Origin of the sequence: Shewanella violacea DSS12, assembly GCF_000091325.1 — a bacterium.
Taxonomy (GTDB): domain Bacteria; phylum Pseudomonadota; class Gammaproteobacteria; order Enterobacterales; family Shewanellaceae; genus Shewanella; species Shewanella violacea.
This window is the reverse complement of record NC_014012.1, coordinates 2594539-2608338: the sequence shown is the minus strand read 5'-3', so window position 1 is coordinate 2608338 and position 13800 is coordinate 2594539. Positions and strand designations below refer to the sequence as shown.

Here is a 13800-nt window from a genome sequence, read left to right as displayed (position 1 = left end):
AATAACTATTTAGCGTGAGTTTTTTCGAAGTATGAATATTGATACGCCTTTCAAGCTTGAACAATGCATGATCAAACCGAGAGAATATTCATTGGAATTCTCAAACGGTGAAATCAAAGTCCTGCAACCTAAGTACATAGATGTACTTACATACCTTGCACATCAATATCCACGTGTTGTCGATCGTACTGAATTGATAGACGCAATTTGGGATAGTAATTTTTATGTCGGCGAAAAATCGTTAAATAATGCAGTTTGGAACTTAAGAAATGAGTTAAAGAGATTGAATATCTCTTGTATTGAAACGGTACGAAAAAAAGGCTACAGGTTACTGCTAAAACCTGAGTTTTTAGATAAGGAAGTCGCTGCGCTCAGCGTAAATGCCAATACAGTTTCACCAAATAAGCGCTATCTTCGTCTAGCCTGTGTATTTTTGCTATTCTCAATCTTGGTGAGCCTGGGAGTATTTTTTTCCAATGAAGAACATCAAGGTTCAAGGACCGAAATAACCAGTATTATCTCTGATCCTGGTCGGGAGGTTTATCCCTCTATCTCCCCCGATAATCAATATCTGGTGTATTCATGGCGTAGGATAGGCCAGCGTCCAAATCTCTATATAAAAAGTATGTCAGATCTCGACACATCACCGAGGCAGCTTACCTTTAGTGAGTTTTACGAGGGGCGCGTTGTTTGGCATTCCAATAGTGAAGATATCTATTATCAACGTAAGCATTGGATTTATGATCAATGTGAAATCGTACAGCTCAATATTATAACCTTAGAACCTAAAGTTATTGGCCAATGTACAGGCGAAGTCGATTTTTCATTAGCTATTTCTCCAGATTCAAAGACCTTGGCCTATGTTGGTAGCGATAATGCTAGACAAACAAGCGTGAAGTTACTTGATTTAAATGGAAACGAAAAAACACACATCTTGTATAAGTGCCAAGACGACTGCCTTTATGAAGAAGTTGATGTTGAGTTTTCTCCTGACGGCAAACATCTTGTCATCTCTCGAACTTTAGATGAAGGGTTTAGTGAGGATCTATTCCTATTTGATATTTCCAAGGGGGAGCTAGAGCAGCTAACTAACAGTGAAGGTGATATTAAAGGTCTAGCATGGCATCCAGATGGCGACCGAATCATATTCAGTGCTAATGTTTCAGGTAACCGAGATGGTTATATTTTTTCATTGAAAGATAAAGAAACAACTAAACTAAACATTCCTGGTTTTAGTTACCCTCGTTTTATTCCCAATAGCCAAGATGTTATATTTCACAACTGGAAAGAATTACTATCTCTGTCATCTTTATCCCTTGGAGGAAGTCTAGCAACATCTCCTTTTCCCTTAATTCAATCTGAATATTCGTATCATAGTCCTCATTATTCCCCAGCTATCAATAAATTAGCTTTTATTTCAAATGAATCAGGCTCTTATGAGATATGGATGTCGAATCTTGATGGGACAGAACGCACAAGACTGACGAGTTTGTCGAGTCATCTCACTTTTCCCAGCTGGTCACATGATGGTAAATATATTGCGTTCTTAGGACCTAAAACGAAGAGTAAAATCAATTCCTTGTATGTGTTAAATGTTAACACTCAAACAGTAAGACAAGTGAGCAGTGAATTTAAACAACATTTTCGTCCATCTTGGCTAGCAGATGACAGTGGGATTATAGCTGCGGCAAAATCCGATAATGTGTTTTCTTTATATGCATTCCCAATAAATGGCGATTTACCTTATAAGTTACTTGATCGGAAAGTGACTTATGCAGAACAAGATTTGAATGGAAATATATGGTTTTCACCTGGGCGGAACCAGGGGTTATGGGTGTTCGACCCTAACAATACCAGCGTAAGCCCTCATCAAGTCTTAAATAGGCATTTATTTAGAGTAAGTTACAAGTGGGAAGTGACAGAGCATGGTATTTATTTTATTCATGACTTTGAAAATTCTCATCAGATACACTTTTTTGATTATGCAACTGAAATCATTACACCTCTGGTACAACTTCCTATGGGAACCATTAGTAGACTAGCCTCTATGACTTATATCCCCAATGAGAGGAAAATAGTCTTTACCCAACGTGACTTCCCCAAAATAGATATCAAGCGCCTAAGCCACCCTTTATTGAAATAAACGAATCATGGAAACTCGATCATAACTGATGATTAATATGAGTAAGCATATGGGCAAAAACTACACCTAAGAGTCAAAAAGGCCGTTATCGAAAGATAACGGCCTTTGTTGTTTTCGTGAGTGGTGAGTGAAGTGTGCAGAGGCTTAACCTTTGAATGGCTCATGGCTCATGGCTCATGGCTTAAGTCTGTTAAGTTCAGCATAGTTATCACTTCGTTAGATTCAGACGAAGTATCTTGCAGATATTTTCTATAAATTTTCTATAACCCGAATTTATAGAAAAATATAAGACTCTTTCTTATCCCTTTTGCTTAAATCCTTACAGTTAACAATACATAGTTTTCATCACTCATGTACGACTCGTTTTAGGGATTGATTATGATTATAACAAGAGACTATCCAGTTTCTCTGATACTCGTGTTAGCTTGCCTGAATAGCAATGTTTACGCCGATGATAAGTTAATTGAACCGCCAATGGTGACTATACTCGGAGGTAAATTTCTAATGGGTAGTGATAAAGGTTGGGATAATGAGCTACCTATTCATCAAGTCACTATCGGGACTTTTGATCTCGCTAAATATGAAGTTACGGTTAAGGAGTTTCGTCACTTCATCGAGGCCACTGGCTATTTAGCCCCCCAAGAATGCTATCACCAAGTCACAGATAAGTGGATTGGTGACAAGAGCCGTGGCTCCTGGAATAACAATGCACTCACTCAAAGTGAATATCAGCCCGTAGTCTGTATCAACGCTGAAGCGGCCACGGCTTATGCAAAATGGCTCTCACAAGCAACGGGCAAGAGTTATCGTCTGCCCACTGAAGCTGAATGGGAATACGCCGCCAAATCGGGTCGAAAAACCCGATATTATTTTAGCGATACTATAGACGATCCGCGCATTTGTGAGTATGCCAATATAACCGACCAAACTGCTGAGCAAAGGGCGCAACAAGATTTTGGTGCTAGCTATATAGGCTCTATCGGGATCACACCGTGTGATGATAATTCTGGTTATTCCAGCATTGTCGGGATGTATAAGCCAAATGAATTTGGGATTTATGATCTCATCGGTAATGTCCAGGAGTATGTACAAGATTGTGACAACGTGAGCTATCAAGATGCGCCTAATGACGGCTCTGCTTGGTTAACCGGAGACTGTACTCGGCGTGTGTTACGTGGTGGTTCTTGGCATTGGCATGAGTTCTCTGCGAGCCAGAGATCGGTAGTACCATCGACTTTTACTGGTGTCCTAGAAGGATTTCGACTGGCACGGGATAGGAGTCATCGCGATGAAGATAAGCTAGCGTTATCGAGAGGGCTGTTTGAATCGGGATTGGCCAAGGCGCAGAAAACTGAGCATTTTCATCGACAGGATGTCTTGCCTTACCCCGCTAAACCAAGGGGCCTTAAGCTTGTCAGCCATACTGGAGATAGCAAGATTCATTTATCTTGGGAGCCAAACTTAGAAGCTGAAACCACAGGTTATAACGTATATCAGACTCAGGCCTTCGGCGGGCAATATAGAAAAATCGCCTCCAATATCAGTGAACCGGCATTTAGTCTTCAAAAGCCAGTTAGAAGGAAACACAGTTATGTCGTTTCAGCCGTCAATCCAGATAGGTTTAGCGAATATAGTGAGCCAGTTACCACTCCTGATACTGTGAATCAGATCCCAGGCACTATCCAAGCAGAAGATTACAACAATATGTCAGGTATGCTGGTTAATGATACTCAAGACCTAGGAGGTGGTTTAATTTTAACCGGTTGGGGAGCAATAAGGAAAGGGGATTGGGCTGAGTACACTGTAAATATTGCCTCTGACGGTTTTTATCAGATGAAGTATCGAGTCGCAAGTTCACAAAGCAGTAATGGTTTCGAATTGCTTCTTAATGACAAAGCCACGATAGCATATAGAGTGCCGGAAACCGGTGGCTTGAATAAATGGCTTACAGTAACCGAGAATAAAGTGTATTTACCTTCAGGTAAGCATGTGATCAGAATTCAATCGATTGCCGAACAGTGGAAACTTAACTGGTTTTCCTTCGAAGCCGTATCTGGCTAAGCATGTCATCTTTTATCCTGCATTCAGGTGAGAGATATCGCCTGAATGAACTTATTACTTGAATCCAGCAACTGGCAGGTTAGCAGGACTAATCACCAGCCGCTTTGTGTTTATTAGATAAGCCTGCGAGTGCTAACTTGTCTAAGTTGTGTTGCGTCCACCATAGAGTCGAGTCTTTATTGATAAAGTGTTTGAACCTTATCTGTTCGTCCGGTTTTTCTAATGCTTTGTTTATCTGGAATAATAATAAAGCTGCATCGAGTGCTGCTCCCTTATCGCCATTCAAATTAGCGTTTTTGAAAGACTTCATTCCATAAGAGGCGGCTTTCTCAAAGTCTTGCTGCACATAGTAAATTGTTGCAACCAGATAATTTTCATTCACCTGCAGCGATGCTTGAGTCGAGAAAAGTGCATGAGCCTCTTGCCATCGACTCTGCTTAATCAGTAGGTCGGTTAAGATCATCTGTGCGGATGTGATGACCCAATCTTCTCTTTCTGAAGTAAATAATGCCAATATCCTGCGTGTATACTGTTCAATATCCAGGGGGGAATCTGAAATCATTGCTCTGTGTAGGTAAATTTCAGCATAATGCTCCGCAGGCAAGCGATATTGGTCCAGTAATAATTCCGCCTGATTCAGGAACTCGGCTTTATCTTCATTTTGATCTAATTTATGCGCGAAGATAAACAAGTAACTCATGGCGGCTATTTCTCGTAATGGATCATTTGCCAGGCGTGCCAGACTGGCAGCTTGTTGTAACTTGCTTTTTATACCCAGATAATCGAGCCTGTTACGCTCTGCTAATGCAAGCGCCTTAAAAGTATCGCTTTGGGAACGATAGTCTTCTTGTTGTTGAAAAAATCTAAGAGCCGTCTGTAAATGTGCCTCGCCATTACTTGTTAATCCTTGTTCAATCAATATATTTCCAAGTAAGAGATCTGCTTTAGCATGATAGAGTAAATTGTTATCGGCTAATGCCGATGCTTTCAATTCATCAGCGAGTAACACGGCCTTATCCAAGTCCCCATTGTTGAATAACCTGGTAATCAAGCGCTCGAAGATGATTAGGTCATTTGGATATTTATGGTGTAATACCTGTAGCTGAGCGCTTTCCTGATACTCACTATTTTGGCGTGTCATTAATAGCGGCGTGGTGGCAACTTTCTCTATGTGGGAGGTCACTTGTGTGGCAAGTTCCCCTATATGATGAGATTGAAATTCTCCATGCCATGCGTTTCTCTCCCCCTTCAATGCGTATCTCAGCATATAAATACCTTTATGCATCCGTACCTTGCCTGCTAGAACAAGATCCCCATGACTACTCATAGTCAGACTTTTAAAATAATCATTGGGCGTATTGGTAAAGTCCATGAAGGACACCGTCGATGCTGATGAGACTGGCCGAAGGCTTGTACTTCTTGCCAGCTTTTGTTTGACAGCTTTGGAGATTCTTCTGCAGGCTATCAGATATTCCTGAGTCTTGTCCTCCATGCAGAAAGGCAAGATCATGATGGTAAGCTTTTGTTGTGCAGGGCTATGTGAATTCGGTTCTTTGTGTGTATTGATGAGGAATATAAACAGGAATAAGATTGTCGTCAGACTAACTAAGACGATATTTCTGATCTTTATAGGTGGTTTTTGAGTCGATTTAATTAGCAAATCTTGCGGTGATTTTAGCTTAGATAATCCTGTTAATGGCGCATCTTCCAATGCGAATTGCCATTGGTAACCCTTTCTGGAGAAGGTTTTAATGGCGCTCTCACCGAATATCCCACGTAAGTTACTAATATTTTGAAAAACAGCCTGCTCCGAGACTATTTTGTCAGACCAGACAATATCGAGAATCGTTTCTTTACTAAAAATGGTTCCGGGATCACTTAATAATAAGGCGAGTAAGTTTGCTTCATTGGCTCTGATAGGCACTAATTGGTCAGCCTGATATAGGTTGAGTTCCTTGCTATCAAATCGGTAATGTCGAAAATAGTAATTCATAATATTGTTCTTGTAGTTGTAATTAACTGATATAAATGAATATTTATCTTGGTCGGTATCAATTAATAGCTATTAACAATAGCCTGTCACTTTTTGGCGTTAAAAATGAGCCATTAAATGGTACCTAAGCCGTCAAAGAGATTAACATCTGTTACAGGCTGTGCAAGCATAAGTTTTTAAAGGGTATTATATTGTTAATTTACGCTTTTTTTGGCTATATTTTCTTGTCATTTAGCCTTAATTAGTTCAATGTTTGGTTTTTTCAGGATGACGAGTCTTCATCCTGCTGCGGTATAGAAAAGGAATTACTCTATGAAGTTTAGAATGAACAAACTGGCCTTAGCATCTTCGGTATTACTTTCAGCCTTTGTATTACAGGCATGTGATAACGGCTCTACGACGCCGAACCAAGATACAGCGACAGCTACACAACAAGTCACAGCTGAGGTAACCGCAATGAAAACTCTGGATATCAATGTTATCTATTTAGACCGCAGAATGTTGCCACCTAATGCTGTACTTGAGGTGACATTGGAAGATATCTCTAAGGCAGACGCTGCATCAGATCTGATCGCAAGCCAGTCTCAGGCAGCTAAAGGTACACCTCCTTATGCTGTGAGTATCGAATACGATGCAAGTAAGATACAAGATAGACACAGATATAGCCTGCGTGCGACGATTAAAGTCGGCGAGAGCTTAGTGTTTACATCGACTACTAACATAGACCCATTTGCAGAAGGCCAGACCAAGCCTATCGAAATTAAAGTGGACCGTGTTGCTCGTGCAAAAACAGCCGAGTCTGATAAAAAAGCCAATGCCGAGTTTACCAATACTTATTGGAAACTGATGAGCCTAGGTGAGACTCCTGCAACATTGGGTGCCGGCGAGAAAGAACTATTTATCCAGTTCGTTGCTGAAAACAATGTCATCAGAGGTTTCTCTGGTTGTAATAACTTCACCGGTTCTTTCGAAGCTAAACAAGGTAAGTTAACCATGGGTGCAGTCGCCGGTACACGTAAGATGTGTATGCAAGGCATGGATCAGGAACAAGCATTCCTTAATTCTATTGGTGAGTTTGCCAGCTACAGCGTTAATGGTGAAGCTTTGACAGTGAAGAGCAACAAGGGTGAACTAATCGCGACTTTCGAGTCTCGTTACATGAACTAGTCTTTACTGACTTATTAGTGCTGAACCATTTATTCAGCGCTAATTTGATCACATTAAACCCGCTCTTAGCGGGTTTTTCTTTATCTGCAATCCATACACTAGGCCTCGTTGCCAAGGTATTTAAGTGCTGCTTGATAAATGCTTTTTGTGTTTCGGCTTAGGCCGTATTTAGAATGAGTTTAGGTTGGCTCCTGGCTAAGTTTAAAACGAGTCTAGGCCGAGCTTAACTGACTAACCGAATTAGCATGACTGAACTCACGCGCCTCTGAGACTCTAAACATAAAAATGCCGCTCTGTTTCCAGAAGCGGCATTTTTATGAGCGAACATTAATTTAAGGCCTATTTAATAAGTTCAGGCTCCATGGCGTGATCATCACCATGATGGGCTCGAGACTTACTGCCGACTAGCTTTTTAATGTCTTCGATAGCAAGATACAAGCATGGGATAAGCATCAGAGTGACCACAGTGGCAAACAGGACACCGAAGGCGAGGGAGGTCGCCATAGGGACCACCATCTTAGCTTGCATGCTGGTTTCCGTCATGATGGGCATCAAGCCAATAAAGGTGGTCAGCGAGGTCAACATGATGGCCCTGAAACGTCTGCAACCCGCTTCGAGTACCGCCGTCTTCATTGCAATTCCCGCTTCTCGTGACTTGTTGATGTAATCGACCATCACCAAGGAGTCATTCACCACGACCCCTGCAGCGGCTATGATGCCGAAGAGGGAAAGGGCGCTTAAGTCGATCCCCATGATCATATGACCCAGCACTGAGCCTATGACACCGAAGGGAATAACGGCCATGATCATGATGGGCTGCGAATAAGACTTCAGGGGGATGGCCAACAGACTATAGATGATCAACATTGAGATGATGAAGTCTCTTAGTTGGGTCTTAGCGCTGTCCATCTGCTCCTGAATATTGCCCGATACTTCACTTTGTACTCGCGGATATTTCTTTAGCAACTGGGGCATAAAGTTATCACGAATTTCCTGAGCCAGTTTGAAAGGCTCAGCCTGATCAGCATCCACAGAGGCCCACACATTAATGGTACGGTTACCGTTTTCACGACGTATACCATTGACCCCTTGAGTGACTGTGATATTGACCACTTCCGACAGTGGCACTTCGGCGCCTTGTGGGGTGACAATCAATACCTCGCTGACCTGAGCGATAGAGTTACGTTCGCTTTCGGGGTAGCGCAGCATCACCTTTATCTCAGAGCCATGCCTTAAGATACGCTGAGCTTCCAGACCATAGAAGCTGTTACCCACCTGAGAGGCTATGTCGGCTAAGGTGAGACCCAGACCATAGGCCTGAGGCTTGAGTTTAAACTGCACCTCTTTAGCACTGGATTGACGACTGTCGTTGACATCACCCACACCTTTTAGGGAGTTAAGTTTAGCCTTGAGCTCTTTCGAAGCGGCAATTAACTGCTGCTCGTCTTTTCCTTCTAGGCGGAAACTGATATCACCATCGTCACGGCCACCACCGAACAAGTTATCCTGAATTTCGAATGACTTCATACCGGGTATGAGTGGCATGGCTTTACGCCATAGCTCAGCAAGCTCAAAGGTATCTAATGGCCTAAGCTCAGGGTCCACCAGCTTGGTCATGACTTCTGCCGAAGTACGTCCCCTAAGATCTACCTGCATGTCTGAGATCATGCCTTGACCATATTGCTCTACCAGCTGCTTATCTACATCATAGATAGCCTTCTCGATAGCCAGTGCTGCCGAAAGGGTCGCTTTCTCAGAGGAGTCCACGTTCATCTCGAAGTTAATTCGAGGAAAGTCATGGGGGATCTTAGGTTGTCCGATGAAACGTATCATGCCGCCGGCATAGAGTCCGGCGCAGATGAGTATAAAACTGATAAACAGCATAATAACCGTATAGCGATACTTAACTGCGCTGGTGAGCGCTGGACGGTATATATTCTGAATAAAATACTGCAGACCCTTGTCGACCTTGCCTTGAATAAAGTTCACGCCATTACGTAACCAATCCAAAGGATTCTTAGAACCTGGTTTAACCTTGGTTCTAGGTTTCATTCTGGCCAAGTGCGATGGCAAGATGAGCTTAGACTCGACCAGTGAAAATAGCAGACATAAGATCACGATATAGCCTATGGCTTTACCGAAAGCGGCGGAGGGACCGTCGTCGAGAGTCAGAGGCAAAAATGCCGCTATGGTGGTCAGTACGCCGAATGTCGCCGGCATGGCGACGCGCTTCACCCCCCGGATGACATTATCCAAGCTCTGACCTTTTGTCTCACACTCATCGTGGGCACTTTCCCCCATGACAATGGCATCATCCACCACTATACCTAGGACCAAAATGAAGGCGAACAGACTTATCACGTTCACTGTGACATCTATCATAGGCATAGGCATAAAGAGTAGGGTGCCGAGGAAACACACCGGCAGACCCATCATGACCCAGAATGCCAGACGCACCCGCAGGAACAGGGCTAGCATAAGGAAGACCAGTACAGCTCCGGTTTTCATGCTATCTAACATGAGATCTAAACGGCCTTCAAGATAGTAGGTCATGTCGACCCAGGTATCTAGCTTAAGCCCGTCCGGTAGTACTTTTTGCTTCTCGGTTACATAGGCTTTCACCACCTCGGCCACATCTGTCATGCTTTGATCGTTTGCTGCGCCGATAAAGAAGGTGACCGAGTTCTTACCGTTAAACTTCGAATATTGAATGCCTTCCTGAAATCCATCTATCACAGTGGCGATATCACCCAAGAGCACATTGGTACCATCTTGCAAGGTGATTAAGGGCAGGTTCTCGAACTCATAACCTACATAGGCCTGATTTTGAATTCTAAGGTTGATGTAACCGTTCTCGGCGCGGATTTGACCCGCCGACATGTTGCGTGAGAAGCCGCGAACTGCTGCGGCGACATCATTGAACGTGAGTCCAAATTCCCGCAACCTGTCTCTACTCACTTCGATGGCTATTTCATAATCCAGCCCACCGTAAAAGTCAGTGATATTCACTAAAGGTAACTGCATCAACTCATCATGGATTTTCTCGCCTAATACCTTGAGTTGTCTCGGTGTCATATCACCGTACAGGCTCATATAGAGCACTTCTTGGCGCAGTTTTATACGCTCGACCTTAGGCCTTTCCATACCATCGGGAAAACTGGATACAGAATCAATTGCAGATTTTATTTCGTCGAGCACGATTTGTGGGTTGTAAGAGTCCTCTATCCGAAAATAACCAGTGGCTGAGTTTCGATTAGAATAGGTGATCACACGTTTGAGACCTTGGACACTCTCCAGGGCCTCTTCAACTTTTATGGTGATGCCTTCCTCTACTTCTTGAGGCGCTGCGCCGGGATAGAAGGCATTAAATTCGACCCAGTTGATCTCTATTTGAGGGAAAAACTGTTTACGTATGGTGTCGGCGGTCAAGAGACCACCTAAGATGATGATCAGCATCAAAAGGTTAGCCGCGACGCTGTTGCGGGCAAACCAGGCTATGATGCCGGAGTGTGTATCTTCTTCGGCAGCAGAAGGTGCCGATATTTCTTTGTTATCTGACATGGATTATTCCTTTTCTTCCATGGCGAGTTGCGTCTCAGACTCTTCGGGTTCGTCGTCTTGCTGCAGTAGTTTGTCTTGTGGTAGTGCTAGCTGCATACCTTCGACCGGATAATCCAGGGCGGAGGTGATGACATTCATACCTTGCTCGAGTCCTGCTGAAATCACCACTTCTGCACCGAATTGACGGATGATGTTGACGGTTTTATAGGTGAGCTTATTGTCAGCATCGAGTACGGCAATTTGTCCGTTTACCACTAAGTGTCTCGGCAAAACGGTCACATCACCGGCCTCAATGCCTGCAATGTTGGCGGTAACATAGGTACCAAATCTGAGTTCGCTCTTTTTTGACGCTAAACCATAAGGGTCTATGACTTCGGCAACCAGATAGGTCATGCGGCTGAGTTTATCGATAACGCCTTCGCTACGGACAATAGTACCGGTCCATTCCTGTTGCTTGCCACCTAAGTCGGCAACGAGCGTCACTTGTGAATGCTTACCTTTATTGATCAGGTATTGGATCTCTTTATCAGCCAATGGCAAACGAATTTCGGCTTTATGGGTACTTAACACCTTGCCCAGGGGGGTCCCCATGCTGACATAGGAACCTAATCCAATGGTGCGACTCTCTATAAGGGCATCATAGGGCGCCTTTATCACAGTACGCTCGACATTACGTAGCGCACGTTTAAGTCCGGCTTCGGTAGATTTTAGCTTAGCTATCTCTTGGGCTAGTTGTGGTTTACGCAGACTCAAGTCAGAGGGCACGCTGTTTTTAATGCGTTTCCATTCCTCTTCGGCTACCTTGCCGTAGGCTTTTTCCTGCACTAAGGTTGCTCTTGCCGAGGCTAGGTTGGCTTCTGCATCTATGAGATCGGCATCGTAATCACTGGGATCGATTTTCGCGAGAATGTCGCCTTTCTTAACTAAGCCTCCACGAACGAAGCTTTCTGACAGGTAAATGATCTGACCGTTGACCTGAGAAACCAGTTCAGTCTCATACTTTGCGTTGACCACACCGTAGGAACTGACCGAAAAGGTCATAGGGTTGAATTCAACCTGTGTAACGGCGACCAAAGGCGTATTGTCTACCGCTTCCTTCTCTTGGGGCGGTTGTTTCAATGCTGACATAGCAAGGAAACCACCTATCCCGAGGGATAATACGACAATAGGCAAAATAATCTGTTTTTTTGTAGCCACAACACTTCCTCTTGTTTAAGCCTGGATTTATATTTTTTGTAGAACAAGCTTACGTGCCTGTTTCCATCTAATACATTGGCGAAAGATTTTTTGACTTCGACATGTTAAATGAATTGGGTCAATGTTACAGCTTGAATGTGTAAAATTGTGTGTCGTGTCTGTGCTAGCTACTCATCGCGTAAAATAATGGCTTAACCTATGTAACTACACATGTTTACTCTGTTTTATAAGCCAAGATTTCCTAGCTAAGAATGTGCATAAAATTAACATGTATAGACAAATCTCATTTTTGAGTCGTAATTTATTCGGTATCACCATCCATTCTTATATAAGCAGATTATCAAAATAACCAAGACACCCCAAATTTGAATGAGTAATTTTTTGAACTAGGCTTTAACCAACATGAGCTGTTGAGGTTTGAGTTATGCCTACACCAAGAAAGGCTTTAGTCAGTTTGGAACTCTTTATTTAAGAATAAGTCATTATTATCACGGTGTATCTCGTTGTGTTAGAAGGGCTTACTTGTGCGTGGTTGATCAATATAGTGATCAATCTTATGAACATAGGCGTGATTGGGTCGAAAGTAGATTGCTGGAGTTAGCCGGAGTATTTGCCATTGATGTGTGTGCCTATGCCGTTATTGGTAATCATCTTCATGTGGTCTTGTGTATAGATAAAGAGCAAGTATTGGCCTGGACAAATATGGAAGTATTAGTTCAATGGCATAAGCTATTTAAGGGGACTTTACTGACACAGAGCCTTGTTAAGGGGATATTCTTAATATCTATGAATTGAAAACGGTTGAAGACTGTATCTTTGAATTTCGTCAACGCTTGATGGATATCTCTTGGTTTATGCGTGCTCTGAATGAACCCATAGCGAGAAAAGCTAAGCTTGAGGATAACTGTAAAGGCAGATTTGGGAGGGGAGGTTCAAGTCTCAAGCACTTCTAGACGAAGCAGCTGTATTGGCCTGTATGGCTTATGTAGTCCACTCTTTATTAATAGATAGGCCTATCCGCGCTAAAATGGCTACTACACCTGAAACCTCAGACTTTACTAGCATTAAACTGCGTATTAAGGCAGCGATACAAGGTGAGCAGCCCAGTACACTATTGCCCTTTGTCGGCAACGAGCATAAAGCAATACCTAAAGGACTCATGTTCAGTGCTAAAGATTATCTACAACTTGTTGATGATACTGGACGAATAGTCAGAGCTGATAAGCGAGGCTCTATGAGCCAAGAATCGGCTAATATTTTAAATAGACTTAATATCCCGCAAGAAAACTGGATAAAACTGACCACAGAGTTTACCAAAATTTTCAAAGGGCCCGTGGGCAACACCCAAGAGTTAACAGCGTATTGTGGACACCTTGACCGCAAACGCCGGCAAGGTGCTGCCAATTGCCATCGATGGCTAGATAGCGCCTAGTATTTATTCGCGAATATTCCTTAGTTAAATCGTACAAATGCAGCCGAATATCAGTGCGGTATGTTGGGTTTTCCTGATTCTGTTATCCTATTTCATTTTAGTTATTCTCGACAATTTTTAATGAGTTATGCATTCAGATAGTCTATTTATCATGTCTGGTAATTGATGATATAGACAAGTCGTGGCACACTGGTTTTGCTGTAGTTTTATATGTTTCTAGTGGTTGTTTTTTATTGAAATAATTTT

The 13800-nt window shown here is 42.9% G+C and carries 6 protein-coding genes and 1 pseudogene; 4 read left to right on the top strand and 3 right to left on the bottom strand.

The window, feature by feature from the left end; genetic code table 11:
* Nucleotides 1-31 precede the first annotated feature (31 nt).
* A complete protein-coding gene (locus tag SVI_RS10680) occupies nt 32-2143 on the top strand; it encodes a winged helix-turn-helix domain-containing protein (protein ID WP_013051553.1) in 2112 nt (703 codons plus the stop codon).
* Between the two features lie 378 nt (nt 2144-2521).
* Nucleotides 2522-4204, top strand: a complete 1683-nt coding sequence (locus SVI_RS10675) for an SUMF1/EgtB/PvdO family nonheme iron enzyme (protein ID WP_041419877.1) — start codon at nt 2522-2524, stop codon at nt 4202-4204.
* 88 nt (nt 4205-4292) lie between these two features.
* Here the strand turns inward: SVI_RS10675 and SVI_RS20735 are convergent, their stop codons facing one another.
* Nucleotides 4293-6197: a winged helix-turn-helix domain-containing protein gene (locus SVI_RS20735; RefSeq protein WP_049791074.1), complete on the bottom strand. Its 1905-nt coding sequence runs from the start codon at nt 6195-6197 to the stop codon at nt 4293-4295.
* 312 nt (nt 6198-6509) lie between these two features.
* Here SVI_RS20735 and SVI_RS10665 point away from each other — a divergent pair, with 312 nt between their 5' ends.
* Nucleotides 6510-7364: an META domain-containing protein gene (locus tag SVI_RS10665; protein ID WP_041419876.1), complete on the top strand. Its 855-nt coding sequence runs from the start codon at nt 6510-6512 to the stop codon at nt 7362-7364.
* A 339-nt stretch (nt 7365-7703) separates the two neighbouring features.
* Here SVI_RS10665 and SVI_RS10660 read toward each other — a convergent pair whose 3' ends face one another.
* Both SVI_RS10660 and SVI_RS10655 read right to left on the bottom strand, forming a co-directional pair.
* Complete coding sequence (locus tag SVI_RS10660) at nt 7704-10925, bottom strand: efflux RND transporter permease subunit (protein ID WP_013051546.1); 3222 nt, start codon at nt 10923-10925, stop codon at nt 7704-7706.
* Between the two features lie 3 nt (nt 10926-10928).
* Nucleotides 10929-12122 carry an efflux RND transporter periplasmic adaptor subunit gene (locus SVI_RS10655; RefSeq protein ID WP_013051545.1) on the bottom strand — a complete coding sequence of 398 codons (1194 nt, stop codon included), beginning with the start codon at nt 12120-12122 and terminating at the stop codon, nt 10929-10931.
* Between the two features lie 474 nt (nt 12123-12596).
* On the opposite strand from SVI_RS10655, the pseudogene SVI_RS21895 reads away from it, so the two are divergent.
* Nucleotides 12597-13554: pseudogene (locus tag SVI_RS21895) on the top strand (transposase).
* Nucleotides 13555-13800 lie beyond the last annotated feature (246 nt).